At 73.6% G+C, this 26,137-nt stretch carries 26 protein-coding genes; 11 read left to right on the top strand and 15 right to left on the bottom strand.

The genetic code is table 11. From position 1 onward, the window contains the following. Window positions 1-54: 54 nt before the first annotated feature. The 3 genes from era to E1284_RS21760 are packed head-to-tail and all read right to left on the bottom strand — an operon-like array spanning window position 55 to window position 6,536. On the bottom strand, window positions 55-978 hold the full coding sequence (gene era / locus E1284_RS21770; protein ID WP_131941772.1) for a GTPase Era: 924 nt from the start codon (window positions 976-978) through the stop codon (window positions 55-57). Window positions 979-1,022: 44 nt separating this feature from the next. Continuing rightward, window positions 1,023-4,358 (bottom strand): ATP-binding protein, encoded by a 3,336-nt coding sequence (locus E1284_RS21765; RefSeq protein WP_131941770.1) that lies wholly within the window; start codon window positions 4,356-4,358, stop codon window positions 1,023-1,025. A gap of 51 nt (window positions 4,359-4,409) precedes the next feature. Continuing rightward, a complete protein-coding gene (locus E1284_RS21760) occupies window positions 4,410-6,536 on the bottom strand; it encodes an MMPL family transporter (RefSeq protein ID WP_131941768.1) in 2,127 nt (708 codons plus the stop codon). A 101-nt stretch (window positions 6,537-6,637) separates the two neighbouring features. Between E1284_RS21760 and E1284_RS21755 the strand changes: the two genes are divergently transcribed. Next, a complete protein-coding gene (locus tag E1284_RS21755) occupies window positions 6,638-6,973 on the top strand; it encodes a cytidine/deoxycytidylate deaminase family protein (RefSeq protein ID WP_243714653.1) in 336 nt (111 codons plus the stop codon). A gap of 1 nt (window position 6,974) precedes the next feature. Here E1284_RS21755 and E1284_RS21750 read toward each other — a convergent pair whose 3' ends face one another. The 4 genes from E1284_RS21750 to E1284_RS21735 form a co-directional block, all read right to left on the bottom strand. Continuing rightward, complete coding sequence (locus E1284_RS21750; RefSeq protein WP_131941766.1) at window positions 6,975-8,306, bottom strand: hemolysin family protein; 1,332 nt, start codon at window positions 8,304-8,306, stop codon at window positions 6,975-6,977. Continuing rightward, window positions 8,306-8,782, bottom strand: coding sequence for an rRNA maturation RNase YbeY (gene ybeY, locus E1284_RS21745; RefSeq protein WP_131941764.1), 477 nt, complete (start codon window positions 8,780-8,782; stop codon window positions 8,306-8,308). Before ybeY ends, E1284_RS21750 begins: the two co-directional genes overlap by 1 nt. Further along, window positions 8,779-9,843, bottom strand: coding sequence for a PhoH family protein (locus tag E1284_RS21740; RefSeq protein WP_131941762.1), 1,065 nt, complete (start codon window positions 9,841-9,843; stop codon window positions 8,779-8,781). Before E1284_RS21740 ends, ybeY begins: the two co-directional genes overlap by 4 nt. Before the next feature lie 145 nt (window positions 9,844-9,988). After that, window positions 9,989-10,333 (bottom strand): histidine triad nucleotide-binding protein, encoded by a 345-nt coding sequence (locus tag E1284_RS21735; RefSeq protein WP_131941760.1) that lies wholly within the window; start codon window positions 10,331-10,333, stop codon window positions 9,989-9,991. A gap of 346 nt (window positions 10,334-10,679) precedes the next feature. Between E1284_RS21735 and E1284_RS21730 the strand changes: the two genes are divergently transcribed. Then, window positions 10,680-11,222 (top strand): SigE family RNA polymerase sigma factor, encoded by a 543-nt coding sequence (locus E1284_RS21730; RefSeq protein ID WP_243714652.1) that lies wholly within the window; start codon window positions 10,680-10,682, stop codon window positions 11,220-11,222. Beyond that, window positions 11,219-11,908 (top strand): hypothetical protein, encoded by a 690-nt coding sequence (locus E1284_RS41630; protein WP_165965362.1) that lies wholly within the window; start codon window positions 11,219-11,221, stop codon window positions 11,906-11,908. Before E1284_RS21730 ends, E1284_RS41630 begins: the two co-directional genes overlap by 4 nt. 6 nt (window positions 11,909-11,914) lie before the next feature. Here E1284_RS41630 and E1284_RS21725 read toward each other — a convergent pair whose 3' ends face one another. The 3 genes from E1284_RS21725 to hrcA form a co-directional block, all read right to left on the bottom strand. Beyond that, a complete protein-coding gene (locus tag E1284_RS21725; protein ID WP_131941758.1) occupies window positions 11,915-12,646 on the bottom strand; it encodes a 16S rRNA (uracil(1498)-N(3))-methyltransferase in 732 nt (243 codons plus the stop codon). A gap of 71 nt (window positions 12,647-12,717) precedes the next feature. Further along, on the bottom strand, window positions 12,718-13,854 hold the full coding sequence (gene dnaJ / locus E1284_RS21720; protein ID WP_131941780.1) for a molecular chaperone DnaJ: 1,137 nt from the start codon (window positions 13,852-13,854) through the stop codon (window positions 12,718-12,720). A 2-nt stretch (window positions 13,855-13,856) separates the two neighbouring features. Next, window positions 13,857-14,870, bottom strand: a complete 1,014-nt coding sequence (hrcA, locus tag E1284_RS21715; protein ID WP_131941778.1) for a heat-inducible transcriptional repressor HrcA — start codon at window positions 14,868-14,870, stop codon at window positions 13,857-13,859. A gap of 205 nt (window positions 14,871-15,075) precedes the next feature. Between hrcA and E1284_RS21710 the strand changes: the two genes are divergently transcribed. Further along, a complete protein-coding gene (locus E1284_RS21710) occupies window positions 15,076-15,888 on the top strand; it encodes a DUF3097 domain-containing protein (protein WP_243714651.1) in 813 nt (270 codons plus the stop codon). Here the strand turns inward: E1284_RS21710 and hemW are convergent. Beyond that, window positions 15,885-17,093, bottom strand: a complete 1,209-nt coding sequence (gene hemW, locus E1284_RS21705) for a radical SAM family heme chaperone HemW (protein WP_131941754.1) — start codon at window positions 17,091-17,093, stop codon at window positions 15,885-15,887. The two genes, E1284_RS21710 and hemW, sit on opposite strands and share 4 nt — an antisense overlap. A 60-nt stretch (window positions 17,094-17,153) precedes the next feature. Further along, window positions 17,154-17,594, bottom strand: coding sequence for an antitoxin YezG family protein (locus E1284_RS21700; RefSeq protein ID WP_131941752.1), 441 nt, complete (start codon window positions 17,592-17,594; stop codon window positions 17,154-17,156). A gap of 161 nt (window positions 17,595-17,755) precedes the next feature. On the opposite strand from E1284_RS21700, the gene E1284_RS21695 reads away from it, so the two are divergent. From E1284_RS21695 to E1284_RS21685, 3 genes are all read left to right on the top strand, one after another. Then, window positions 17,756-18,652, top strand: a complete 897-nt coding sequence (locus tag E1284_RS21695) for a hypothetical protein (RefSeq protein ID WP_131941776.1) — start codon at window positions 17,756-17,758, stop codon at window positions 18,650-18,652. Window positions 18,653-18,727: 75 nt separating this feature from the next. Beyond that, window positions 18,728-20,125, top strand: a complete 1,398-nt coding sequence (locus E1284_RS21690) for a hypothetical protein (RefSeq protein ID WP_131941750.1) — start codon at window positions 18,728-18,730, stop codon at window positions 20,123-20,125. 151 nt (window positions 20,126-20,276) lie between these two features. Continuing rightward, on the top strand, window positions 20,277-20,813 hold the full coding sequence (locus E1284_RS21685) for a DUF4870 domain-containing protein (protein ID WP_131941748.1): 537 nt from the start codon (window positions 20,277-20,279) through the stop codon (window positions 20,811-20,813). A 16-nt stretch (window positions 20,814-20,829) separates the two neighbouring features. On the opposite strand, the gene lepA is transcribed toward E1284_RS21685, so the two are convergent. Beyond that, window positions 20,830-22,707, bottom strand: coding sequence for a translation elongation factor 4 (gene lepA, locus E1284_RS21680; RefSeq protein ID WP_131941746.1), 1,878 nt, complete (start codon window positions 22,705-22,707; stop codon window positions 20,830-20,832). A gap of 206 nt (window positions 22,708-22,913) precedes the next feature. Here lepA and rpsT point away from each other — a divergent pair, with 206 nt between their 5' ends. Both rpsT and E1284_RS21670 read left to right on the top strand, forming a co-directional pair. Next, complete coding sequence (gene rpsT, locus E1284_RS21675; protein ID WP_131941774.1) at window positions 22,914-23,183, top strand: 30S ribosomal protein S20; 270 nt, start codon at window positions 22,914-22,916, stop codon at window positions 23,181-23,183. 59 nt (window positions 23,184-23,242) lie between these two features. Next, window positions 23,243-23,779: an RNA 2'-phosphotransferase gene (locus tag E1284_RS21670; protein WP_131941744.1), complete on the top strand. Its 537-nt coding sequence runs from the start codon at window positions 23,243-23,245 to the stop codon at window positions 23,777-23,779. Here the strand turns inward: E1284_RS21670 and E1284_RS21665 are convergent. Then, window positions 23,721-24,248 (bottom strand): hypothetical protein, encoded by a 528-nt coding sequence (locus E1284_RS21665; RefSeq protein WP_131941742.1) that lies wholly within the window; start codon window positions 24,246-24,248, stop codon window positions 23,721-23,723. The genes E1284_RS21670 and E1284_RS21665 overlap by 59 nt on opposite strands. Window positions 24,249-24,317: 69 nt before the next feature. Here E1284_RS21665 and E1284_RS21660 point away from each other — a divergent pair, with 69 nt between their 5' ends. After that, a complete protein-coding gene (locus tag E1284_RS21660; RefSeq protein WP_131941740.1) occupies window positions 24,318-25,238 on the top strand; it encodes a LysR family transcriptional regulator in 921 nt (306 codons plus the stop codon). Beyond that, window positions 25,178-25,591: an SRPBCC family protein gene (locus E1284_RS21655; protein WP_131941738.1), complete on the top strand. Its 414-nt coding sequence runs from the start codon at window positions 25,178-25,180 to the stop codon at window positions 25,589-25,591. The genes E1284_RS21660 and E1284_RS21655 overlap by 61 nt, the downstream gene beginning before the upstream one ends. 19 nt (window positions 25,592-25,610) lie before the next feature. On the opposite strand, the gene holA is transcribed toward E1284_RS21655, so the two are convergent. Beyond that, window positions 25,611-26,137, bottom strand: a 527-nt coding sequence (gene holA, locus E1284_RS21650) for a DNA polymerase III subunit delta (RefSeq protein ID WP_341770409.1), incomplete at its 5' end; no start/stop codon positions are given.

Raw genomic sequence — 26,137 nt, 5'->3', positions numbered from 1 at the left:
GCCCTTGCCCGAGCCCTTGCCCGAGCCCGAGCCCAGGCCCGAACCGAGACCGGATCAGTCGTAGAAGCCCAGGCGGCGCAGCTGCTTGGGGTCGCGCTGCCAGTCCTTGAGGACGCTGACGCGCAGGTCGAGGAAGACCTTGGTGCCGAGCAGCGCCTCGATCTGCCGGCGCGCCGCGGCGCCGACCTCGCGGAGCCGCGAGCCCTTGTGGCCGATGATGATGCCCTTCTGGCTGGACCGCTCGACGTAAAGGTGGGCGTAGACGTCGACGAGGTCGTCGCGGCCCGCGCGCGGGGCCATCTCGTCCACCACCACGGCGATCGAGTGGGGCAGCTCGTCCCGGACGCCCTCCAGCGCCGCCTCCCGGATCAGCTCGCTGATCAGGACCTGCTCGGGCTCGTCGGTGAGGTCGCCCTCAGGGTAGAGCGGCATCCCCTCGGGCAGGTGGGAGATCAGCAGGTCGCCGACGAGGCCGACCTGGAAGCCGCTCTCGGCCGAGCACGGCACGATGTCGGCGAACTCCCCCAGCCGCCCGACGGCGAGGAGCTGCTCGGCGACCTGCTCGGGCGCGGCCAGGTCCGTCTTGGTGACGATCGCCACCACGGGCGTCTTCCGCACGCCCGCCAGCTCCCGCGCGATGTACTTGTCGCCCGGCCCGACCGGCTGGTCGGCGGGCACGCAGAACCCGATCACGTCGACCTCGGTCAGCGTCGACCGGACGAGGCTGTCGAGCCGCTCGCCGAGCAGCGTCCGGGGCTTGTGCAGGCCGGGCGTGTCGACGACGACCAGCTGCGCGTCCGGCCGGTGCACGATCCCCCGGATGGCCCGCCGCGTCGTCTGCGGGCGGCTGCTGGTGATCGCGACCTTGGTCCCCACCAGGGCGTTCATCAGCGTCGACTTGCCCACGTTGGGCCGCCCGATGAAGCACGCGAACCCCGCGCGGTGGCCCTCGGGCGTCTCATTCCCCAGACTCGTCACCCCCCAATTGTCGCCCACCCGGCCGTGCGCCTCGGCCCGTCCGGTCACGCGGCGGGGGTGCCGAGCCGGGCCGCGGCCTCGTTCGCCCGCTCGGCCCAGCGGGCGGCGCCGATGCGGTCGGCGACCTCGGCGGCCCGCCGGTAGTGGGCGGCGGCGGTCTCGGCGGGGCGTCCCAGGAAGGCGGCCAGGTCGCCGAGGACGTGCGCCACGGGTCCGAGGGTGGCGACGGCGGTGGCGCCGCCGCTGATGTGCCCTTCGTAGGGCAGGAGCACGGTGTAGGTCCGCTCTGCGAGGTCGCGGTCGCCGAGGGCGATCGCGCGCAGCGCCCGGATCGCCTGCGTGAGGTCGTGGAAGTAGTCGAGCCGGACGGGACCGGCGCCGGCCGCGACCCGCCGCGCCTCCGCGGTGCGCCCGGCGGAGGCGAGCGCGAGGGCGTACACGTCGGCGGTGGCCTCGACGTGGCCCCACTGCCGGTGCAGCCACGCGGCGCCGTCCACCAGCTCCGCGGCGCGGCCCTGGACGAGCCGCACGCAGAACAGCCCGACGAACACCATGCCGCGCTCGCTGAACCAGATGCCGGTGCGGCCGATGGCGCCGCCGACCTCCTCGTAGGCGCGTTCGGCCTCCTCGAAGCGGGCGGCGAAGGCGTGCGTCAGCCCGGCGTGCCAGCCGGCGATCCGGGCGAGCAGCGGCAGGCCGTACTGCTCGGCGAGCCGGCGCCCCTCGGCGAGATGGCGGCGCGCGGCCCGCGGGTCGAGCGCGGCGACGGCGACCTGCTGGAGCTGCAGGTGCGCGAGGACACGGTAGGTGCCGAGGTCGTGCTCGGCGGCGAGGTCCAGCAGTTCGCAGGCGAGGCGGCGCCGGCGGTCCAGGCCGCCCGCGGTGCGGTAGCCGTTGACGTAGCCGCCGTTGAGCGCGGCGGCGAGCAGCTCGGGGGCGTCCAGGCCGCGGGCCGCGGCGATGGCCTCGTCGGACGCGGTGAGGCCGCGGTCGTGCTGCTCGCCCTCCAGCTCCATCGCGAGCGTGGTCAGCATCCGGACGCGCAGCTCCGCCTCGCCGTCCGGGAGCAGCGCGAGGGCCTCGTCGGTGGCCTCGACGACGGCGCGGTCGACGGTGCCGTACTCGCGGCTCGTCCACAGCGTGGGCACGTCGAAGCTCGCGATGACGCGGGCCAGCAGCCGGACGTCGCCGAACGCGCGGGCGTCGGCGATGGCGGCGAGCCGCCGCTCCCGCGCGGCGACGACGTGCCCGGAGAGCGCGCCGGCGCGGATCGCGGCGATCTCCGCCTCCAGCCGGTCGCGGGTCGCGCCGGGCCCCTGCGTGCGGAGCGCCTCGACGGCGCGGGCCCACAGGTCGGCGGCGGCGCCGTGCGCGAAGCGGGCCTCGGCGGCCGCGGCCGCCCGCCGCGCGTAGCGGACCGCCTTGTCCGGCTCGGCGCCCGATTCCAGGTAGTGGTGCGCGATCGCGGCGACCTCGCCGGGCGCGTGCCGTTCCAGGGCGGCGGCGATGCGGCCGTGCAGCCGGGTGCGGCGGGCCCGGGACAGGCCCGCGTAGAGGGTGTCGCGGACGAGGGCGTGCGCGAACCGCATCCGGCCGGGCGCGGGCTCGGTGACCAGGCCGCTGGCCAGCCCCGCCTCGACGGCGTCGATGACCGTCTCCTCGTCTCCGGCCAGTTCGGCCAGCACGCGCAGGTCGGCGTCCCGGCCGAGGACGGCGGCGTCCCGCAGCACGGCCTGGGCGGGCCCCGGCAGTCGCGCGATCCGGCGGCGCAGCACGTCGCCGACGCCGGCGGGCACCCGGCGGGTGGCGGCGGGCAGGCCCTCGGCGTCCAGGAGGCGGGCCGTCTCGCGGGTGAAGAACGGGTTGCCGCCCGTCCGCTCGGCGATGGCGGAGAGCTCCGCGTCGTCCAGGTTCGCGGCGCAGGTGGCGCGGACCAGGACGGCGACCTCGTCCGGCGACAGCCCGCCGAGGTCGATCCGCGCGGGCTCGTGCCGGGCGAGGGCGGCCAGCGCGGCGGCGAGGCCGGCGGCGACCTCGGTCTGCCGGAACGTGGCCAGCAGGAGGACGGGACGGTCCCGCAGCCGCCCGGCGAGCCGGACCAGCAGCGCGAGCGTCTCCTCGTCCGCCCAGTGCAGGTCGTCGAGGACGAGCAGGAGCGGCGCCGTACCGGCGAGCTCGGCGAGGTAGTCGCCGGCGGCGAGGTGGAGCCGGAACCGTCCCGTGCCGACGTCGGCGTCGCCGTGCCCGGTGGCGGCGTCGTCCAGCAGCGGGGCGAGGCGGCCGGCGAGGCCCGCGGCGGGCGGCGCGGCGGCGGCCAGCTCGCGCACGATCTCGGCCCACGGCCAGGCCGCGGGCGCGCCGCCGGTCTCGGACGCCCGGCCCCACGCGGACGTCCAGCCCTGCCCGGCGAGTCCGGCGGCGAACCGCTCGGCGAGCGCGGTCTTGCCCATGCCGGCGTCGCCGCCGACGAGGACGAGGCCGCCGCGTCCGGCCGCGGCGGCGCGGGCCGCCTCCGCCAGCCGGGCGAGTTCACGGGCGCGTCCGACGAAGCCGGGATGCTTCGCGGGCGCGGGCGCGGGCGCGGCGCGCAGGACGGGACGCACGGGCTCCGGCTCCCCGAGCGCGGGCGCCTGGGCCAGGATGTCGGCCTCCAGGCGGCGCAGGCCGGGGCCGGGGTCCACGCCGAGTTCCTCGGCGAGGGTCGCGCGGGCGCGCCGCAGCGCGGCGAGGGCGTCGCCCTGGCGCCCGGCGCGGTAGAGGGCGAGGGCGAGCAGCCGCCACGCCTCCTCGCGCAGCGGGTTGGCGGTGGCGTGCGCCTCCAGGTCCGGGACGGCCTCGGCGGCCGCTCCGAGCCGCAGCGCGGCCTCGGCGCCGCGCTCCACGGCGAGGCGGCGGCGCTCGTCCAGCCGGGCGGCCTCGGCGGCGGCCCACGGCAGGTCGGCGAACTCGGCGTAGGCGGGCCCGCGCCATTCGGCGAGGGCGGCGCCCGCGCTGCGCCGCGCCCGCGCCGGGTCGGTCTCCAGCAGCGCGCCGGCCGTGTCGATCAGCGCGTCGAACCGCCACGCGTCGACGGCGCCGTCCGGCAGCCGGAGCGCGTAGCCGGGCGGCTCGGTGACGAGGATCCGCGCGGGCGTGCGCGGCGGGCGGTCCGGTTCGAGGGCGCGGCGCAGGTGCGACACGAACGACTGGAGCCCGGCGGCGGCGCGCGGCGGGGCCGCCTGCGCCCACAGGTCCGCGACGAGCCGGTCCGCGGGCACCATCCGGCCCCGCGCCGCGGCGAGGCGGGCCAGCACCGAGCGCTGCCGGGGCCCGCCGAGGTCGGCGGGCTCCCCCGCGACCTCGGCGCCGAACGAGCCGAGCACGCGTACGACAGGCGACATGTCCCGGCCAGCCTAACCGGGACATGTCCGACCATCGTGATCACTCCCGCGCTAGGCGCGGCTGGGTTCGGGCTCCCGCTCGGCCGCCGGGGCGGGCTCGGCGCCGCCGTGCAGGTCGATCTCCGGCAGGACGCGGGCGAGCGGCCGCGGCAGCCACCAGTTGGCCCGTCCGAGCAGCGCCATCGCGGCGGGCACCAGCACCAGCCGGACGACGGTCGCGTCCAGCGCCACCGCGACCGCGAGCCCCACCCCCATCTGCTTGATCACCAGGCTCGGGTCGGCGGCGAAGCCGAGGAACACCGCGACCATGATCAGCGCGGCGCTGGAGATGACCCGGCCGGTCGCGGCGAGTCCGGAGGTGACCGAGGCCCGCGCGTCCCCGTGCAGCAGCCACTCCTCCCTGACCCGCGACAGCAGGAACACCTCGTAGTCCATCGACACGCCGAACAGGACCGCGAACAGGAGCAGCAGGATGAACGACGACACCGGGACGCTGTGCGGGAGCCCGAGCAGCTCCGCGCCCCAGCCCCACTGGAACACGGCCGTCAGCACCCCGTACGCGGCGGCGATCGACAGCAGGTTCATCGCGGCGGCCTTGAGCGGCGCCGACAGCGACCGAAAGACGATCATCAGCATGACGAACGAGGTGGCGACGACCACGCCGATCACCGGCCAGAGCCGGTCGGACAGCATCCGGGACAGGTCCACATAGGTGGCGGTCAGCCCGGTGATCTCCGCGCCGGGCGGGAGCGCGTCCGCGCGGATCCGGTCGACGAGGCCGGTCACCCGCTCGTCCTGCGGCCCGAACTCCGGGGTGACCATGATCACCGCGGCGTCGCGGTGCGGGGACACCACCGGCGGCGCGACGGCGGCGACGCCGTCCGTCCGGGCGAGCCGCTCCCCGAGCCCCGGCAGGACGCCCTGGTCCGCCTCATCCAGGTCGACGGCGACGACCAGCGGCCCGTTGGCGCCGGGCCCGTAGGCGTCCGCGACCAGGTCGTAGGCCTGCCTGACCGTGTTGGACGTCGGCTCGCTGCTGGCGTCGCTCGGCCAGGTCCGCATGCCGAGCGCCGGCGCGGCCAGCGCGAGCATCAGCACGGACGCGGCGAGCAGCCACGGCCACGGGTGCCGTCCGACGTGCGCGGCCCACCGCCGGACCCGCGGCGACTCGACCGTGATCGCCGCGCCGGCCGCGCGGTCGCGGCGGCGCAGCACCCGCCGCCCGGCGAGCCCCAGCACCGCCGGCAGCAGCGTGAGCGCGCTCAGCACGGTCGCCGCGACGACCAGGCCGGTCGTGAAACCCATGGTCATGAAGACCGGGATGCGGGACAGCACCAGCCCGCACAGCGCCAGCAGCACGGTGAACCCGGCGAACAGGACCGACAGGCCCGCCGTGGCGATGGCGCGGCCCGCCGCCTCGGGCACGTCCAGGCCCGCCGCGAGCCCCTCCCGGTGCCGGGTCAGGATGAACAGCGCGTAGTCGATGCCGACGCCGAGGCCGACCATGGTCGCCAGCGTCGGCGCGGTCGTGGCCACGTCGGTGACCGCGGCCACCAGCGTGATGCCCGACACGCCCACGCCGAGCCCGGCCAGCGCCACCGCCAGCGGCAGCCCCGCCGCCACCACCGACCCGAACGCCAGGAACAGGATCACCAGCGCGGCCACGACTCCGACTGCCTCGGCGACGCCGCCGGGCGCCGTGACGTTCTCGGGCACCTGCCCGCCGAACTCCACCTGGTATCCGGCCAGTCCCTCCGTCGCCGACCGCAGCCGGTCGAGCGTCTCGCCGGGCGCGAGGTCGGTGACGGGCACCGAGTACCGGACGGTCATCAGCGCGGTCGCCCCGTCCGGGCTCGGCTGCGCCGGGCCCACCTCGCTCACGTGCGGCAGCTTCCGCAGCTCCGCCGCCGCCGCGGCCAGCTTCGCCTTGTCGACCTGGCCGGACTTCGCGTGGACGACCACCCGCGCGTCCGCGCCCGCCAGCGCGGGGAACCGCTCCCGCAGCAGGTCGGTGGCCTGCTGCGAGCCGGTCCCGGCCAGCGTGTAGTCGTCGTGCAGGGAGCCCCCGGCCGCCCCCGCGAACCCGGCGACCGCCGCGACGATCGCCAGCCACACCACGATGAACCGCCAGGGCCGCGACGCCGCGGCCCTCCCGAGGCGGTACAGCAGACGGGACATGATCTTCCCCCCGGATCGGCACTGTGACCGTCCGAGGATCGCCCGGGCCTCTTGCCGCCCACTTGCCGGTGACTTGCGGGCCACCCCGTACGCTGGGCGGCGTGAGCGAGCTGAACGCCGAGGACGCGAAGATCATCACCCTGGCCAGGTCGGCGCGGGCCCGCACGGGCGCCGCCGAGGGCGCGGCCGTGCGCGACGAGACCGGCCGCACCTACAACGCCACGAGCGTGGACCTGCCGTCCCTGAAGCTCTCGGCGCTCAAGGTCGCCGTCGCCATGGCCGTCTCCAGCGGCGCCGAAGACCTGGAGGCCGCCGCCGTCGTCACGGCCGCCGACGCTCCGGACCCGTCCGACGTCCAGGCCGTCCGCGACCTGGGCCCCAAGGCGCCCGTCCTGGTGGCCGCCCCCGACGGCACCCTCCGCACCACCCTCACCTGACCTAGCGGGTCCGGTCGGACTCCCCGGTGCGCGGTGCGTCCGCCGCGGTGGCCCCGAGCCTCGTCACCAGCACGGTTCCGATGCGGTTGCGGCGGCCGGCGATGGTCTCGGCCTTCAGGGTGAGGACGGGGCCGTCCGCACCGGAGCCGACCTCGGCCGTGGAGCCCTCGATCGGGACGCGGCCGAGCGCATGGGCGAGCAGGCCGCCGACCGTCTCGACGTCCTCGGCGTCGAGTTCGACGTCGAACAGCTCGGCGAGGTCCTCCACGGGGAGGCGGGCGGTGACGCGGGCGGCGCCGTCCGGGAGCCAGGTGACCGGCGGGATCTCGCGGTCGTACTCGTCGGTGATCTCACCGACGATCTCCTCCAGGATGTCCTCGATGGTGACGAGGCCGGCGGTGCCGCCGTACTCGTCGATGACGATCGCGACGTGGATCTGCCGGGCCTGCATCTCGCGCAGCAGCTCGTCGATCGGCTTGCTGTCGGGCACGTAGGTGGCCGGGCGCATGACCGAGTCGACCGTCTCGACCGACTCGCCCTCGCGGTGCTCCTGGGAGCGGCGGACGATGTCCTTCAGGTAGGCGATGCCGACAACGTCATCCTCGTTCTCGCCGACGACCGGGATGCGGGAGAAGCCGCTGCGCAGCGCGAGCGACATCGCCTGCCGCAGCGTCTTGGTGCGCTCGACGAACACGATGTCGGTGCGCGGCACCATCACCTCGCGGACGAGGGTGTCGCCCAGCTCGAACACCGAGTGGATCATCTCCCGCTCGACCGGCTCGATCAGGTCGCGCTGCTCGGCGAGGTCGACGAGGTCGCGCAGCTCCGCCTCGGAGGCGAACGGGCCCTCCCGGAACCCCTTGCCGGGCGTCAGCGCGTTGCCGAGCGCGATCAGCAGCGCGGGCAGCGGCCCGAGCACCCGGGTCACCGGGTGGATCACCGCGGCGCCGGCCAGCGCGATCCGGTCGGCGTGCTGGATCCCGAGCGTGCGCGGGCCGACGCCGATCACCACGTAGCTGACCACGATCATGATCGCGGCGGCGGTGACGTAGGCGCGCCACGTCTCGTCCAGCCAGGAGATGCACAGGTCCGCGACGATCACGGTCGCGACCAGCTCGCAGCCGATCCGCAGCAGCAGCACCATGTTGACGTAGCGGGCCGGGTCGGCGACGACCTCGGCGAGCCGCTTCGCACCGCGCCGCCCCTCCCGGACGACCTCGTCGACGGTCACCCGCGAGACCCGGGCGAGCGCCGTCTCGGTGCCGGCCAGCAGGCCCGCCAAGAGGACCAGGCCCACCGCCAGGGCCGACAGCCACGCCTGCGCGGTGCTCATCAGCCGCCGCGTTTCTCCCGCCAGGAGCCGAGGAGCTCGGCCTGCAGGCCGAACATCTCCTTGTGCTCCTCGGGCTCGGCGTGGTCGTAGCCGAGGAGGTGGAGGATACCGTGCGCGCACAGCAGCTCCAGCTCGTCCCCGGTGCTGTGCCCGGCCGCCCGCGCCTGCCGCTCCGCCACCGACGGGCACAGCACGACGTCGCCGAGCAGCCCCGGGTCGGTCTCGCCGTCCTCGTCGGCGCCGCCCGACATGTGGCCGGGGCGCAGCTCGTCCATGGGGAACGACAGCACGTCGGTCGGGCCGGGCTCGTCCATCCACTTCTCGTGCAGCTCGGTCATCGCGGCCTCGTCGACCAGCAGGATCGACAGCTCCGCGAGCGGGTGCACGCGCATCCCGTCGAGGACGTGCCGCGACAGCCGCGCGATGGCCTGCTCGTCGACCGGGACGCCCGACTCGTTCAGCACCTCGATGCTCACTGCCGCCCCCGCTTGCGGGACCCGCCGCGGGCGCCCTGCTTGAACTCGGGCACGCGCGCCTCGTCCCAGCGGTTGTAGGCGTCGACGATGTCGGTGACGAGCTTGTGCCGGACGACGTCGCGGCTGTTCAGCCGGCAGAAGTCGATGTCCTCGACGCCCTCCAGGATGTCCTGGACGACGCGCAGCCCGCTGGTCTGCCCGCTCGGCAGGTCGACCTGGGTCACGTCGCCCGTCACGACGACCTTCGACCCGAAGCCGAGCCGGGTGAGGAACATCTTCATCTGCTCGGGCGAGGTGTTCTGCGCCTCGTCCAGGATGATGAACGAGTCGTTCAGCGTCCGGCCGCGCATGTAGGCGAGGGGGGCGACCTCGATGGTGCCGGCGGCCATCAGCCGCGGGATCGAGTCGGGGTCGACCATGTCGTGCAGCGCGTCGTACAGCGGCCGCAGGTACGGGTCGATCTTCTCGTAGAGCGTTCCGGGCAGGAAGCCGAGCCGCTCCCCCGCCTCGACCGCCGGACGCGTCAGGATGATGCGGTTGACCTGCTTGTCCTGCAGCGCGCGGACGGCCTTGGCCATCGCCAGGTACGTCTTGCCGGTGCCGGCGGGCCCGATCCCGAACACGATCGTGTGCTTGTCGATCGCGTCGACGTAGCGCCGCTGGTTCAGCGTCTTCGGGCGGATCGTCCGGCCCCGGCTGGACAGCACGTCCAGGGTCAGGACCTCCGCCGGGCGCGGGCCGCCCTCGCCGCGCAGCATCGCGAGGCTGCGCTCGACCGCGTCGGGAGTGAGCTGGGTGCCGCCCTTCAGCAGCTCCAGCATCTCGGTGAAGAGCCGGGACGCGAGATCGGTGTCGGCCTGCGCGCCGGTCACGGTGATCTCGTTGCCGCGGACGTGGAAGTCGATGTCGCTGCCGAACGCCTGCTCGATCGCGTGGAGCAGCTCATCCCGGGAGCCGAGCAGGCTCACCATCGAATGGTCGTCCGGCACCACGATCTTGATCTGCGAGCGCGAGTCGTCGCGCCCGGTGCGCGTTGCCCTCGTGTGAGTTGATTCGACCATCAGCCGGGCCTTGCGGCCTCTCGGACCTGCCTTCTGTGTGCTCCGGGTGTCCAGGTATGCCGGTTCCATGGTACCGACCGCCCCCCGCGGAGCGGCGAAGGGTTTTCCGCGTGGCGCGACGCCCGGAACCGGCCCGGCGGGCGGCTCAGCCGGGCGGCCAGTTGAGGCCGCGTCCGCCCAGCACGTGCGCGTGCACGTGGAAGACGGTCTGGCCCGCCTGCGCGCCGGTGTTGATCACGACCCGGTAGCCGGCCTCGGCGATGCCCTCGTCGACGGCGACCTGGTGGGCCTCCCGGACGACCTCGGCGAGCAGCCCGGCGTCGGCCGCGGCGAGCTCGGCGGCCGTCGGATGGTGGTCGCGCGGGATGACCAGCACGTGCGTGGGCGCCTGCGGGTTGATGTCGCGGAACGCCACCGTCCCCGCCGACTCGCGGACGATCGTGGCGGGCACGTCCCCGGAAACGATCTTGCAGAACAGGCAGTCGGTCATCTGTCTCCCCTCGCAGCGGCCCGTGACCGCCCCGGAATGCTATCGGGACCGCGACGGCCATGGCCCGCGGCGCCCCGTGCCGACTAGGGTTTCCGGGTGATCAACCTTCGGTTGCCGTCACCATCGCGGGCGGTCACTGGTTATGGTTGTCAACTCAAGGCGACCCCCCGGTCCGCACCGCGCCGCGGCGTGCCATCGGCCGGGCGGGAGCGCCGAATTCATGCCGCTCCGAGGGCGCCCGTCCGAATGGACGGCCGGGGCCGGCAGAGGCGGCGGACAGGTGACCGAGGCAGACCAGGACATGCCCCTTCGTAAACCGGGCGACGAGGGCGCGCGTCGAACTGACGTGACCGAGACCCTCGTGGCCAGGGGCGCGGCGGGGGCGGTGGCCGTCGCCTGGGACGCCGACCAGGCGGTGACGGCGCTCTACAGCGCCAACTACCGCTCGCTCGTCCGCCTGGCGGCCATGCTCGTGCGGGACGCCGGGACGGCCGAAGAGGTCGTCCAGGACGCCTTCGTCGCGATGCACGGCGGATGGCGCCGCCTGCGCGACCCCGACAAGGCCCTGTCGTACCTGCGCCAGTCCGTGGTGAACCGGTCGCGATCGGTGCTCCGGCACCGCGCCGTCGTCGAGAAGTACGCCCCGAAGGGCCTGCCCGACGCGCCGAGCGCGGAGGCCGGGGCCATCGGGGAGCTGGAGCGCTCGGCCGTCATCGACGCGCTGTCCCGGCTTCCCGCCCGCCAGCGGGAGGCACTCGTCCTGCGCTACTACGCCGATCTCTCCGAAGCGGAGATCGCCGGCGCGATGGGCATCTCCCGCGGTGCCGTGAAGAGCCATACGGCGCGCGGAATGACCGCGCTACGCAACGTCCTGGAGCAGTTCTCATGACCACCGACCCCCACGACGAGCACGGCGAGATCCTCCGCCGCGCCCTGCACGCGGAGGCGGACTCGGTCAACCCCGCGGGCGACGGCCTGGAGCGCATCCGGGCCCGGATAGCCGACGGCCAGAGCCGCCGGCTCGGTCTCGGACGGTTCTTCGGCCCCGCCCGGTTCGGGTTGGACCGGTTCACCGTCGGCTGGGCGCGGCCCGTCCTCGCCGTGGCCGCCGCCGTGCTGATCGCCGCGCTCGGCGTGACGGCGCCGCAGACCATGAGCCTCATCCAGCAGACCGTCGGGAACAACGGCCCGTCCGACACCGGGCAGAGCAACACCGACGGCGACCGCGCCCACGCCCAGGGGAACCCGGAGTTCCCCGACCCGTCGTCGCCGGGGGCCAGCGCGTCCGGGTCGCCGTCGCCGTCCTCGACCGCGAGCCCCAGTTCCCCGCCCGGCCTGTCGTCCTGCAGCATCCCGCAGCCGGGCGCCACCTCGGCCTCGCCCGGCACCACCGCGACCCCGACCCCGGCGACCACGCCGTGCCCGAGCCAGACGCCGACCACGGCGCCGACCTCCGCGCCGCCCGCGACGCCGACCAACCCGCCGACCTCGGCGAAGCCCTCCGACACGCCCTCGCAGACGCCGACGAGCGAGTCGGTGAACACGGCCGAGCAGGGCGCCGGAACCGCGCCCTGACGGGCGCTACCAGCGGCCGGTGGCGGCCAGCAGCACACCGGCCGCCGCCACCCCGGCCGTCGACGTGCGCAGGACGGTCGGACCGAGCCGGGTCGGACGCCCGCCGGCCGCGGCGAACCGGGCCAGCTCCGCGCCGGTGATCCCGCCCTCGGGGCCGACGACGAGCACGATGTCGCCGTCCGCGGGCGGCTCCACGGCGCTCAGCGGCGCCTCCGCCTCCTCGTGCAGGACCAGGGCCAGGGACGCGGCGCCGAGCCGCGCCGCGACGTCGTCGGTGGACGCCAGGTCGGGCACCTCGGGCAGCCTGCTCCGGCGCGCCTGCTTGGCGGCCTCCCTGGCGGTCGTCCGCCAGCGTCCGAGGGCCTTGTCGCGGCGCTCCGGGCGCCAGCGAGTGACGCAGCGGTCCGCGGCCCACGGGACGATCACGTCCACGCCGACCTCGGTCATGGTCTCGACGGCGAGCTCGCCCCGGTCGCCCTTCGGCAGCGCCTGGACGACCACGAGGCGCGGCGCCGGCGGCGGCTCCCGGTGCCGGGCCCCGACCTCCAGCGTGAGGGACGCGCGGTCGGCGGCCGTGACGACGCACTCGGCCAGCAGCCCCGCGCCGTCGGTCAGGTCGACGCGCTCACCGGGCCGCAGCCGCCGCACGGCCGCCGCGTGCCGGCCCTCGGGCCCGTCCAGGACGACCACGTCCTGCTCCAGCACGTCCGCCTCGGCCAGGAACACCGGCGGGCTCACGGGCGGCCTCCACAATCCCCGTACTCGTCGTCGCCGCGGCGGCCTTCCCGGTAGGCCGCCGCCACGGCGCTTCAGTGCTGGTTGAAGACGTCCTTGATGCGGGAGAACATGCCGTTGCGCTGCCCGGGGGCGAACTTGCCGGGCGGGCGCTCCTCGCCGCGCAGGGCCGCGAGGCGGCGCAGCAGCTCCTCCTGCTCCTCGTCCAGCCGGTTCGGCGTCTCCACGTTCACGTGGATCATCAGGTCGCCGCGGCCGCTCTCGTTGAGGTGCCGGACGCCCCGGTTGTAGAGCGTGATGACCTGCCCGGACTGCGTGCCCGGCTTGATGTCGACGCTCTCGGCCGCGTCCAGCGTCTCGATCGTGACGCTGGTGCCGAGCGCCGCCGCGGTCATCGGGATCTCGACCGTGCAGTGCAGGTCGTCGCCCTCCCGCTCGAAGATCGGGTGCGGCTTCTCCACGATCTCCAGGAACAGGTCGCCGGGCGGGCCGCCGCCGGGGCCGACCTCGCCCTCGCCGGCGAGCTGGATGTGGATGCCGTTCTCCACCCCGGCCGGGATCTTGACCTTGACGGTGCGCCGGGTGCGGACCCGGCCGTCGCCGGAGCACTCGGTGCACGGGTTGCGGATCACCGACCCGAACCCGCCGCACGCCGGGCACGCGCGCGCCGTCATGACCTGGCCGAGGAACGAGCGCTGCACCTGCTGCACCTCGCCCCGCCCGTGGCACGTCTCGCACGTCTCCGGGTGGGTGCCGGGCGCGCAGCCCGACCCCTCGCAGGCGGCGCAGGCGACCGCGGTGTCGATGGACAGCTCGCGGGTCGTGCCGAACGCGGTCTCGCCGAGGTCGAGCTCGACCCGCAGCGTCGCGTTCCGGCCGCGCCGCGCCCGCGACCGCGGGCCGCGCGAGGTCGCCGTCCCGAAGAAGGCGTCCATGATGTCGCTGAACGGGAACCCGGCGCCGCCGAACCCGCCGGCGCCCGCACCGCCCCCGGACGCGAACGGGTCCGCGCCGAGGTCGTACATCTCCCGCTTCTTGGGGTCGGAGAGCACCTCGTACGCCTGGGTGATCTCCTTGAACTTCTCCTGGGTCTCCGGATCCGGGTTGACGTCCGGGTGGAGCTCGCGCGCGAGCCGGCGGTAGGCCTTCTTCACCTCGTCGGCGCTGGCGTCGCGCCGGACGCCCAGGGTCGCGTAGTAGTCGTTCGCCACTTTCACGACCCCGCCAGGATCTGTCCCACGTAGCGTGCCACTGCCCGTACCGCTCCCATCGTGCTGGGGTAATCCATGCGTGTAGGCCCGAGCACTCCAAGCCGGGCCAAGGTGAGGTCGCCCACCCCGTAGTCCGCGGCGACGACCGAGGTCGACCTGAGGCCCAGGTCGGGGTTCTCGGTGCCGATCCGCACCGTAACTGTAGAGGAGTCCCCGGTCTCGCCGAGCAGCCGCATGAGGACGACCTGTTCCTCAAGGGCCACCAGCACCTCCCGCAGGCTCTGCGAGAAGTCCACCGCGGCCAGGTTGGCCGCGCCGGCGAAAACGATCTTCTCCTCGTGGTTCTCGACGAGCGTCTCCAGCAGGACCGACAGCACGGCCGCCGCGACCGGCCGGTCGTCCGGCCCCACCTTGTCCGGCAGGTCCGCGACGGCGGTCGGCACCTCGCCGAGGCCGAGCCCGTCCAAGCATGTGTTGAGCAACGCCCGCAGGTGCCCGATCGATTCCTCGGAGATGGCGCCGGGCGTCTCGATGACCCGCTGCTCCACCCGGCCCGTGTTGGTGATCAGCACGAGCAGCAGCCGCCCCTCGGCGACCGGGACCAGCTCGACGTGCCGCACCGACGAGCGCGTCAGCGACGGGTACTGCACGACCGCGACCTGCCGGGTGAGCTGCGCGAGCAGCCGCACCGTGCGGCCGACGACGTCGTCGAGGTCGTAGGCGCCGGACAGGAACGTCTCGATCGCGCGCCGCTCGGCGACCGACAGCGGCTTGATCGTCGACAGCCGGTCGACGAACAGCCGGTAGCCCTTGTCGGTCGGGACGCGCCCGGCGCTGGTGTGCGGCTGGGCGATGTAGCCCTGCTCCTCCAGCACCGCCATGTCGTTGCGGATGGTCGCCGGCGACACCCCGAGGTTGTGCCGGTCCGCGAGGGCCTTCGACCCCACCGGCTCGTTGGTGGAGACGAAGTCCTCGACGATGGCGCGCAGGACCGCGAGTTTCCGGTCGTCCAGCACGGCGTCACCTCCCTCGTCCGGCCGGCCTCCCGCCGCTGGCACTCCTTACTCCTGAGTGCCAAGTGTACGGCCCCGGGAGGCTGATCGGCGTGTCCGCGCACTCCCCGTACGGCTGCGTGATCCTATCCATATCCGGCGCGGGCGCCACGCCGGGGGACGAGGGGCGACGCCGTCCGGCCGCCCCGCCGGGTTAATGTGCGGACCCGTGCGCAGTAAGAACTACGGAAACGACGTGCTCGCCGGCGACTGGCGCAGGCCCCGCAAGGGCCGGATCCCCGAGATCCCGGCCGAACCCGGGCTGGTCGCGGAGGACCCCGACAGCGGCTTCTGCGGTGCCGTGGTCGGCTGCGACAAGTTCGGCGTCACCCTGGAGGACCGGTTCGGCAAGCGCCGCGTCTTCCCGCTCGCCAAGGCCGGCTTCCTGATCGACGGCAAGCCTGTCACGCTGGTCAGGCCCGCCGCCGAGCAGGCGGGGCCGGTGCGGTCGGCGTCCGGCTCCATCGCCGTCCGAGGCCTGCGCGCCCAGGTGGCCAAGGAGAGCCGCATCTACGTGGAGGGCCTCCACGACGCCGAGCTGGTCGAGAAGATCTGGGGCCACGACCTGCGGGTGGAGGGCGTCGTCGTGGAGTACCTCGAAGGCGTCGACGACCTGCCCGCCATCGTCGAGGAGTTCGGCCCGGACGAGGACCGCCGCCTCGGCGTCCTCGTCGACCACCTGGTGGAGGGCTCCAAGGAGTCCCGGATCGCCGCCCAGGTGTCGTCGCCGCACGTCCTCGTCACCGGTCACCCGTTCATCGACATCTGGGAGGCGGTCAAACCCGCCGCCGTCGGCATCCGCGCCTGGCCCCGCATCCCGCGCGGCGTCCCCTGGAAGGAGGGCGTCATCGCCGAACTCGGCTGGGGCGGCAACACCGGCGCCGCCTGGAAACGGATCCTGAACTCGGTGAACACCTACACCGACCTGGAACCCGCCCTCCTGGGCCGCGTGGAAGAACTGATCGACTTCGTCACGGTCTAGGTCAGGTCGCGGATCAAGGCGTCGGCCAGGAGGCGGCCCTTGAGGGTCAGGACGGCCCGGCCCTCGTCGTAGGGGGTCGGTTCCAGTAGGCCCTCGTCCATCGCCCTGCGGACGGGCTTGTCGTCCAGGAGGTCGGTGGGGCAGCCCTGGGAGAGGCGCAGTTCGAGCATGATGCGCTCGATGTGGCGGTCTTCGCCGGTCAGGATCTCCCTGGCGTGGGCGGGTGTGGTGCCCTCGGCCAGGCGGGAGGCGTAGGCGGCGGGGTGCTTGACGTTCCACCAGCGGGTCCCGCCGACGTGGCTGTGCGCGCCGGGGCCGACGCCCCACCAGTCGGCGCCCGTCCAATAGAGCATGTTGTGGCGGCAGGCGGCGGACGGGTCGGCGGCCCAGTTGGAGATCTCGTACCAGCGCAGGCCGTGGGCGCCGAGCATCTCGTCGGCGATGAGGTAGCGGTCGGCCATGGCGTCGTCGTCGGGGGCCGTGAGTTCGCCGCGCCGCACCTGGGCGGCCAGGCGGGTGCCCTCCTCGACGATGAGCGCGTAGGCCGAGACGTGGTCGGGTTCGCAGGCCAGGGCCGCCTCCAGGGAGGCCCTCCAGTCGTCGTCGGATTCGCCTGGCGTGCCGTAGATCAGGTCGAGGTTGATGTGCTCGAAGCCCGCCTTGCGCGTCCAGTCGACGACCTGCGGGACGCGTCCGGGCGTGTGCGTGCGCTCCAGGACGGCCAGGACGTGCTCGCGCGCGCTCTGCATGCCGTACGAGATCCGGGTGAACCCGGCCTCGCGGAGCTTGGCCACGTAGGACTCGTCCACGGACTCGGGGTTCGCCTCGGTGGTGACCTCCGCGCCCTCGGCGAGCCCGAACTCGGTGTCGATGGCGGCCAGCACACGGCCCAGATCGTCCGGCGGGAGGAGCGTCGGGGTGCCGCCGCCGACGAAGACCGTGTCCACCGGGAGGTCGGCGTCCCCCAGGACGCGCCGCGCCATGCGGACCTCGCTGATCGCGGTGTCGGCGTAGGTGTCGCGGCTCGCGCCAGGGCCCAGTTCCGTCGCCGTGTAGGTGTTGAAGTCGCAGTAGCCGCACCGCGTCACGCAGAAGGGCACGTGGACGTAGAAGGCGAAGGGGCGGTCCCCCAGACCGGTCAGCGCGCTGCCGGGGAGCGCGCCGTCGGCCGGTACGGGGTCTCCGTCGGGAAGAGTCGAGGGCACCGTTCCAGTCTGCCCCGCCCGGCCGCCTGCTCGGGCCCGCCGCGGCCTCCCGCCGGCGGTTCAGGCCTCGTCGAGCTTCGCGCGGAGCCAGTCGGGGATGTGGGCGTCCGTGCGGGGGAAGCGGTCGAGGTCGAGGGCGTAGGCGGACGGGGTGAGGGGCGGGGTGAAGTCCGGTTCCCCGTCGTAGTCGAACTCGGCGCTGAACCGGCCCGAGCGCTCGATCTGCAGGCGCGCGGTGAACCAGGCGCCCTTGCCGGCGCGGTACATGACGCGGCGCAGTTCGTCCATCCGGCCGATGGCCTGCCCCGGCGGGATGGCGGTGCGGCGGCCGCCGCCGGCGTCCTCGACCTCGAACGAGGCGCTGTCGATGCCGACGGTCGCGCGGAACTCGAAGTCCAGCCGCTCCCAGCCGTCGGGGGCGGCGGAGCGCAGCGCGCGGACGGCGCCGTTCACCGTCTCCCGCTCCTTCGCGGAACGCAGAACCTGCTCGGGGTGGGTCACGCTACCTCCGGGAGGTCGGGTCGGGACCGTCTGGCCGCTGCCTCCGACCGTACCGACCTGAGCGCCGAGGTCGAGCAACCCCCGCCGTGTCGTCCGGAAACCGGCCGCCGGACGGCCGGAATGGAGCGTGCCGACCCTCTTGGGCGGATAGTGTCGTCGTGATGGTGGACGAGGGCGGGACGGAGCGGGGACGCGCACCTGCGCGGGTGCTGCTGCTGGGCGAGCCGGACGGCTGGCACTGCGTGGTGGTCGACGGCGCGGGCGGCGAGAAGCGCGCGGACTTCCCCGGCGCGGGGACCCGCTGGTCGACGGGCGGGCGCGCCGACCCCGAGCCGCCGTGGTGGCACCGCAGGCTGGCCGAGACGGCCGAGGGGCTGCGGGAGGCGGTCGCCGAGCGGCTGACCGACGCCACGTTCCGCACCCTCGGCGTCGAGGCCGTGATCACCTGGTTCGCGGTGGACGAGCCGGTCGCCTGGGAGGGCCTCGTCACGCTGCGGGAGGCCGATCCCGCGCGGTTCCCCGGCCGCGTCGCGCCGTTCGTGATCACGCTGGACCCCGGCCGCGGGGCGCTGCTGCCGGACGCGAGCCTGCTGTTCTCCACGCAGGCCCCCGACGCCTGGACGACGCTCGCCGCGGTCGCCGAGCGCTGCGGCACCCGCCCGCCGAAGGCGTCGCTGCTGTGCGGGTGGGCCGACCACCGCAGCGTGCGGGTGGGGCGCGGGTCGCTGGCCCTGTCCACCGACCGGGGCGAGGACGGCGTGGAGCGGCTCGCCGAGATCTGCGGGACGCGCTCGCCCGGCTGGAGCGGCAACCCGGAGATGCGGTTCCGCCTCGACGGCGTCGACCTGCTCGACGAGCCCGCCGGCGACGTGGTCGCCCTGCTGCGGGAACTGGGGCACGAGGTGGTGCGGCGGGGCCGCACGGTCCGGCTGGCGGACTCGGGCCTCACGCTCTACGGGCCCGACCGGCCGGGCGACGCGGAGCCGTTCACGGCCGTGTCGCTGCAGCCGCCGGCCGCGCTCGCCGCGCTCCGCACCTTGCACCGCAGCCGCGCCTGACGCTCACGAAGCCGACGCCCACGGGCTATCGCACCGTCACCCGAACGCGATCCGGCGGCCGTAGGTTCCCCGATCATGAGAAGCCGTGCGCGCCATGCCGTGCTCGCCGTGACCGGCGCCGCCCTCGCCGGCGCTCCCCTCGCCCTCACCGCGGTCCCCGCCCACGCCGCCGCGGGCCCGATCACCGTCGAGCGCGGCGGTCCCGCCAGGTCGTTCCCGTTCACCGCCGGCCGCGGCGGGGAGGCCGTGATCTCCTTCTCCGCGTCCGCGCCCGGTGTCTCGTGGGTGCGCAAGGGCGCCGAGTCCGCGGTCGTGGCGATCGCGGTGGACGGACGCCATGTGACCGACCTCGTCGTCCCCTCGTCCGACCCGATCCCCCGGACCCTCGGTCTCGGACATGTCGGGAAGGGGCGCCACAAGGTGACGCTGCGCTTCGCGAAGGGCAGCGCGGCGGCCGCCCGCAGCGTCACGCTCCGGGACGCCGGGGTCCGGGTGTCGGACGCGGTCGCGCTGCGGCACGCGCCGATCGTCGTCGGCCGGACGAGCTGGCCCTTCGGCGACCCTTACCAGAACGCCGCCACCGACACCCCGCTGGTGGCCTGGCATGAGACGCGGGCGGCCGCCACGCCGGGGCACCGCGTCATCGAGTACTCGCTCGTGTGGAGCAACGAGGACGGCGGCACCGACACGCCCGCGCTCATGGCCCGCTGGGGCCGCACCACCGACATCGAATGGGTCTACCGCGTCGAGGTGGACGGCTCCGGGAACCGGGTGGCCGGAACCGCCGTCTACCAGGCGCCCCTGCACCTGACGCTCACGTTCACCGGGCGGTACGAGGGCGACCATCCGGTGCTGCAGACCTGCACGTCCAACAACAACATGTGCGACGTGATCTCCCCGGACCCGCCGCTGCGCTTCCTCCTGGACGCCTCCGCGACCCGCCCGGACGGGCGCGCCCGCGAGATCGTCATGGACCGCGAGCCGTGGACGTACCGGGTCGCGGCCCAGGAGATGGTCCGGGAGGGGAAGATCGAGAGCCCGTCCGACCCGGCGACACGGGAGGTCGGCGACCAGCGGTCCTACCTGTTCGTGGAGTTCGCCAAGACCACGGGTGCGGCGTCCGCCGGCTGGGGATCGGTGCCGGGCGTGGCGCTCGGGGTCAGGCTGAAGGACGACCCGTCGACGCTGTACTGGTCCGACCACGGCGAGCCGACCTGGTCGATCGACCGTGACGGCGCCGTCGCCACCACCGTCGAACTGCCGCGGGGGACGGAGGTCTCCGACATCGCGGGCATCGAGGCGCTTCGCCGTCCGACCGGGTTCGGGGACAACGGCGCGCCGGCCACGGTCACGTCCGTCAACCGGGGGTTCTTCCTGGACGAGTCGTACCTGCCGCAGCCGTCGTCCATCGCCTGGACGGGCTCGGTCACGCTCACGCAGGCGAGCCCGTCCGCCGTCATCTGGCGGCCCTGACCCGTCTGCGGCCGCCCGTGGCGCGAAACGGCCACGGGCCGGGCGGATCGACGGAACCCGTCCGAACTTCTCGCGCGTCGAAGGAGTCGTACACTTCGCGCAATAGCTCGCACGGCGAACGCGCAGCGAACTAGAGGAGAGGACGTCCGCCATGGCCTACGGGCCTCCCCCGCCGCCCGGCCAAGGGCAGCAGCCTGGATGGCAGGCGCAGCCGCAGCAGCAGTCCCCGTGGCAGCAGCCCGGGAACATGTGGCAGCAACCCCAGCAGCAGCCCGAGGCGGCCTGGCAGCAGCCCCAGCAGCCCCAGCAGCCCCAGCAGCAGGGCGGGGGCACCTCCCAGATGCCCGGCCACTACGGGCCCGTCAGCGACGACGACCGGACGTGGTCGCTGATGGCGTACGTGGGGCAGTTCCTCGTCGGCGCGGTCGCACCGGCCATCGTCTACTTCGGCAAGGCGGGGTCGCCGTTCGTCCGCCGGCACGCCGCGCAGGGCCTCAACATGGGCATCGCGGCGATCGCCGTGTGGTTCGTGTTCGGCCTGCTGTCGCTGGCCGTCGAGGTCCTCGTCTGGGTGCCGCTGCTGTTCACGGCCGCCGTCATGTTCTTCCTCGTCTACGCGGGACGGGCCGCCAACCGCGGCGAGTTCCGTCGCGTCCCCGCCGTGGTGGCGTGGCCCATCCTCAAGTAGCGGTCTCCCAGGAGGACTACTTCTTGCCCTTGTCGGCGTCGCCGCCGCCACCGGTGGAGAGGGCGGCGACGAAGGCCTCCTGCGGGACGTCCACCCGGCCGATGGTCTTCATCCGCTTCTTGCCCTCCTTCTGCTTCTCCAGCAGCTTGCGCTTGCGGGAGATGTCGCCGCCGTAGCACTTGGCGAGGACGTCCTTGCGGATGGCGCGGATGTTCTCCCGGGCGATGATGCGGGCGCCGATCGCGGCCTGGATCGGCACCTCGTACTGCTGCCTCGGGATGAGCTCCTTCAGCTTGGACGTCATCATCAGCCCGTACTCGCGGGACTTGTCCTTGTGCACGATCTGGCTGAACGCGTCCACCGACTCGCCCTGCAGCAGGATGTCGACCTTCACGAGGTCGGACTCCTGCTCGCCGCTGGGCTCGTAGTCGAGCGACGCGTACCCGCGGGTCCGCGACTTCAGCTGGTCGAAGAAGTCGAAGATGATCTCGGCGAGCGGGAGCGTGTAGCGGATCTCGACGCGGTCCTCGGAGAGGTAGTCCATGCCGAGCAGCACGCCGCGGCGGCCCTGGCACAGCTCCATGATCGCGCCGATGTGCTCGGACGGCGACAGCAGCGTCGCCTTCACCACCGGCTCGTACACGGTGCCGATCTTGCCCTCGGGGAACTCGCTGGGGTTGGTGACGGTGTGCTCCGTCCCGTCCTCCATGACGACCCGGTACACGACGTTCGGGGCGGTGGAGATCAGCGAGAGGTTGAACTCGCGCTCCAGCCGCTCGCGGACGATCTCCATGTGCAGCAGGCCGAGGAACCCGCAGCGGAACCCGAACCCGAGCGCCGCCGACGTCTCCGGCTCGTAGACCAGCGCGGCGTCGTTCAGCCGCAGCTTGTCGAGCGCGTCCCGAAGCTCCGGGTACTGGTCGCCGTCCACCGGGTACAGGCCGGAGAACACCATCGGCTTCGGGTCGCGGTAGCCGCCGAGCGCCTCGCCGGCCGGCCGGGACGCGCCGGTCACGGTGTCGCCGACCCGCGCCTGCCGGACGTCCTTCACCCCGGTGATCAGGTACCCGACCTCGCCGACGCCGAGGCCCTGCACGGGCTTCGGCTCCGGAGCGATCACGCCGACCTCCAGGGTCTCGTGCGCGGCCCCGGTCGACATCATCAGGCTCTTCTCGCGGCGGGACAGGCGGCCGTCGATGATCCGGACATAGGTGACGACGCCCCGGTAGGTGTCGTACACCGAGTCGAAGATCAGCGCGCGGGCCGGGCCGTCCGGGTCGCCGACCGGCGCCGGCACCTCGGCGACGATCTTGTCGAGCAGCTCGCGGACGCCCTCGCCGGTCTTGCCCGACACGCGCAGCACGTCCGACGGCTCGCAGCCGATGATCCCGGCCAGCTCCTCGGCGTACTTGTCCGGCTGCGCCGCCGGCAGGTCGATCTTGTTCAGCACCGGGATGAGGTGCAGGTCGGCCTCGAGCGCCAGGTACAGGTTCGCCAGCGTCTGCGCCTCGATGCCCTGCGCGGCGTCCACCAGCAGGACCGCGCCCTCGCACGCCGCCAGCGACCGCGACACCTCATAGGAGAAGTCGACGTGCCCGGGGGTGTCGATCAGGTTGAGGACGTGGTCGGCGCCGCCGGACGTCCAGGGCAGCCGGACGGCCTGGCTCTTGATCGTGATGCCGCGCTCGCGCTCGATGTCCATGCGGTCGAGGTACTGGGCGCGCATCTGGCGCTCCTCGACCACACCCGTCAGCTGCAGCATCCGGTCCGCGAGGGTCGACTTGCCATGGTCGATGTGCGCGATGATGCAGAAGTTGCGGATGATCGCGGGATCGGTCTTGTCGGGCTGAGGCGCTGGCACCGGGGTCCGTTCGCAAAACTCACTGGTGGGCATGGATATGTGTGCTTCCATAGTCCCATGCCGTGCGCGGTGCTCCGTGCACGGCCCGGTTTGGGGCGGGCCCCGCTGATTGGTAGGCTGTGCGACTGCGTGTGGCGTAGCGTCGTGCCCCGGGGGCACCGTCCCGCCCCCGTTCAGACATTCCGTTGGAGCCTGCCGGTGAGCAGGCGTGGATCGCGACCAAGCTGAGGCACTACGACGTGGCTAACATCAAGTCCCAGATCAAGCGCAACAAGCAGAACGAGAAGGCCCGGCTGCGCAACAAGGCCGTCAAGTCGGAGCTGAAGACGGCGATCCGCAAGTTCCGTGAGGCCGCCGAGGCCGGCAACGTGGACGACGCCGTCGCCGCGCAGCGCACCGCCGCCCGCAAGCTGGACAAGGCCGTCAGCAAGGGCGTCATCCACAAGAACCAGGCCGCCAACCGCAAGTCGGCGATCGCCAAGCAGGCCGCCGCCCTGCAGGCCGGATAAGCGCCGCACGCCCGGGGCCGGCCGGCGCGCCGGCCCCGACGCATGTCCGGAGCCCGCCCATGGACGAACGCCGCGCGGTGAAGATCTCGAAGTATCTCGCCAAGCACCTGCGGCACCGCCCCGAGCGGATCGGCCTCGCCCTCTCGCCGGAGGGCTGGGCGGACGTCGCCGACCTGCTCGCCGCCGCGTCGCGGCACGGCTTCGCGTTGACCCGCTCCGAACTGGAGCACGTGGTCGACGTCAACGACAAGAAGCGCTACGAAATGGACGGGGACCGGATACGGGCCGTCCAGGGCCATTCGGTCCCGGTCGAACTCGACCTGCCGCCGGTGGAGCCGCCGGAGTTCCTGTACCACGGCACCGTCCGGCATTCCGTGGACGCCATCCTGCGCGAGGGGCTGCTGCCGATGGGGCGGCACGACGTCCATCTCTCCCCCGACCGCGAGACGGCCCAGCGCGTCGGCGCCCGCCGCGGCCGGCCGGTCGTCCTCACGGTCGAGTCCGGGCGGATGGCCGCCGACGGGCATGCGTTCCGGGTCAGCGCGAACGGGGTGTGGCTGGCCGCCTCCGTCCCGCCGGAATATCTGCGCGAATGATCTCCGCGGCCCGCCAGTCGGGCAGGTGCCGCACCCATTCGGGCCCCTTCACCGGCCCGAACAGGTACCGGTAGGGGACGATCTCCCGGATGGCCCGGTGCACGTCCAGCCGGTCATCGATCATGTGCGTGATGCCGAGTTCCGCGCAGTGCCCCGCCTTCTCCGCCCGCTTCCGGCAGAACCGGACGTTCTCTTCGGGCAGTCCCGTCCTGGCGTAGAAGTCGTGATGGCCGAGCCATGCCAGCGTCCTTCTCCGTATGCGGTCGCCGCACTTGGAAATGATCCAGGCGCGCCCTTCGAAGGCTTCGACGAGCCCCGGCAGCACGTCGTAGACGCCTTCGGTAGCGGGCGATGCGAGGGCCTCCTCAAAGCTCCCGTCCAGGAACACGGTGTCGTTGTCACCAGGCGCCAGCAGGCCACCGTGGATGACGCGGCCGAAGTCAATGCCGAGCCGAGGTTCGATGTCCATGCCTCAACTCTCGGACGTCCACCGCTAGAGCAGAACTATCAACAATGGGCACCGCTATAGTTCCTGCCTATGGACCTGAGCCGCCTGTCCACGGACGCGCTCGCCTCGTTCGCCGTCTTCGCCGACCACCTGAACTTCACCCGCGCCGCCGCCGAACTGCACATCTCGCAGCCCGCCCTCCACGTCAAGGTGCGGAAACTCTCCGAAACCCTCGGCCGCCCCCTCTACACCAGGCAGGGGCGCCGCCTGGCCCTCACCCCCGCCGGCGAGCGGGCCGCCCGGTTCGCCCGCGACCTCGACGCCCGCATGACGACGTTCCTCGCGGAGGTCGGCGGCGCCGCCGCGTCCCGCGTCCCCGTCCTCGCCGCCGGGGAGGGCGCCTACCTGTACCTGCTCGGCGGCGCCGTCCACCCCGGCGTCCGGCTGATCAACGGCGACCGCGCCCGCACCCTCACCGCCGTCCGCACCGGCCGCGCCGACGTCGGCGTCGCCGTCCTGGACGTCCTGCCGGCCGACGTGGAGACCGAACTCCTCGCCTCCTACCCGCAGACCCTCGTCATGCCGGACGACCACCCCCTGGTGGCGAAACCGCGCCTCGCGCTCACCGACCTCGCGGACACCGCCCTGATCGTCCCGCCCCCGACCGGCCCGCACCGCATCACCCTCGAACGCGCGCTGCGCGCCGCCGGGGTGCCCTGGTCCCTCGCGGTCGAGGCCGAGGGCTGGCCGCTGATGCTGCACTTCGCGTCCCTGCGCATCGGCCTGGCCGTCGTGAACGGCTGCGCGCCTCCCCCGCCCGGCATGACCGCACGCGAGATCATCGATCTTCCGGCCGTTCCCTACTACGCTCTGCACTTGCCGGGCCGTGGCGACGACCCCCCGGTCACCGATCTGCTGACCGCCGTCCGCACCGCCGTGAGGAGCACGCCGTGCACTTCGAGATCTCCGTCGACATCGACGCCGCCCCCGAAACCGTCTGGAACCTCCTGACGGACGTCGAAGGCTGGCCCGACATGACGGACTCGATCGACCGCGTCGAACTCCTCGACAAGCCGTTCGCCCTGTCCAGCCGATCCCGCGTCCACCAGCCGAAGATCCCCGCCGCCACCTGGACGGTCACCGACCTCAAAGAGAACGAGTCCTTCACCTGGGAATCCCGCTCCCCCGGCGTGACCACCACCGCCGTCCACGCGATGACCCCCACCGAAAGCGGCGTAACCGTTCACCTGACCCTCGACCAAAAAGGCCCGCTGGCCGGCCTGATCTCCCTGATCACAGGCCGCCTGACCCGCCGCTACGTAACAATGGAAGCCCACGGCCTAAAGAAAAAAGCCGAACAATGAAACCCCACTGGGGGCGGGGTCAGTTCCGGGCGGCGACGATGGTGGCCACCGTCTTCTCCAGCGCGTAGGCGGGATCGGCGGCGCCGCCCTTGACCGCCTCGTCCGCCTCGGCGACGGCAGCGAGCGCTCGCGCGACCCCGTCCCCGGACCAGCCCCGCAGCTGCTTCTGCACTCGGTCGATCTTCCACGGCGGCATGCCCAGCTCCTTCGCCAGCGCCGCACCCCGCGCACCCCTCGGCGCCCCGCCGACCTTCGCCAGCCCCCGCACGCCCTGCGCGAGCGCGCTGACGATCAGCACCGGCGCGACCCCGGTGGCGAGCGCCCACCGCAGCTGCTCCAGCGCCTCGGCGAGCTGCCCCTCGATGGCCTTGTCCGCCACCGTGAACCCGCTGACCTCCGCGCGCCCCCGGTAGTACCGGGCGACGGCGGCATCGTCGACCTTCCCCCCGGTGTCCGCGACCAGCTGGCTGCACGCCGCCGCCAGCTCCCGCAGGTCGTTCCCCACCGCGTCGACCAGCCCCCGCGCCCCATCGGCCGAGATCTTCC

Origin of the sequence: Actinomadura bangladeshensis (assembly GCF_004348335.1) — a bacterium.
Taxonomy (GTDB): Bacteria; Actinomycetota; Actinomycetes; order Streptosporangiales; family Streptosporangiaceae; genus Spirillospora; species Spirillospora bangladeshensis.
This window is presented reverse-complemented; position numbering and strand designations above follow the sequence as displayed.

Excerpts from the sequence above, each read along its gene's own strand:
- E1284_RS21670 (WP_131941744.1), top strand. The coding sequence starts at position 23,243 with ATGGACGAACGCCGCGCGGTGAAGATCTCGAAGTATCTCGCCAAGCAC.
- E1284_RS21735 (WP_131941760.1), bottom strand. The coding sequence starts at position 10,333 with ATGACCGACTGCCTGTTCTGCAAGATCGTTTCCGGGGACGTGCCCGCC.
- E1284_RS21685 (WP_131941748.1), top strand. The coding sequence starts at position 20,277 with ATGGCCTACGGGCCTCCCCCGCCGCCCGGCCAAGGGCAGCAGCCTGGA.
- E1284_RS21690 (WP_131941750.1), top strand. The coding sequence starts at position 18,728 with ATGAGAAGCCGTGCGCGCCATGCCGTGCTCGCCGTGACCGGCGCCGCC.
- E1284_RS21740 (WP_131941762.1), bottom strand. The coding sequence starts at position 9,843 with ATGGTCGAATCAACTCACACGAGGGCAACGCGCACCGGGCGCGACGAC.
- E1284_RS21665 (WP_131941742.1), bottom strand. The coding sequence starts at position 24,248 with ATGGACATCGAACCTCGGCTCGGCATTGACTTCGGCCGCGTCATCCAC.
- E1284_RS21760 (WP_131941768.1), bottom strand. The coding sequence starts at position 6,536 with ATGTCCCGTCTGCTGTACCGCCTCGGGAGGGCCGCGGCGTCGCGGCCC.
- E1284_RS21695 (WP_131941776.1), top strand. The coding sequence starts at position 17,756 with ATGGTGGACGAGGGCGGGACGGAGCGGGGACGCGCACCTGCGCGGGTG.
- E1284_RS21660 (WP_131941740.1), top strand. The coding sequence starts at position 24,318 with ATGGACCTGAGCCGCCTGTCCACGGACGCGCTCGCCTCGTTCGCCGTC.
- E1284_RS21765 (WP_131941770.1), bottom strand. The coding sequence starts at position 4,358 with ATGTCGCCTGTCGTACGCGTGCTCGGCTCGTTCGGCGCCGAGGTCGCG.
- lepA (WP_131941746.1), bottom strand. The coding sequence starts at position 22,707 with ATGCCCACCAGTGAGTTTTGCGAACGGACCCCGGTGCCAGCGCCTCAG.
- E1284_RS41630 (WP_165965362.1), top strand. The coding sequence starts at position 11,219 with ATGACCACCGACCCCCACGACGAGCACGGCGAGATCCTCCGCCGCGCC.
- E1284_RS21750 (WP_131941766.1), bottom strand. The coding sequence starts at position 8,306 with ATGAGCACCGCGCAGGCGTGGCTGTCGGCCCTGGCGGTGGGCCTGGTC.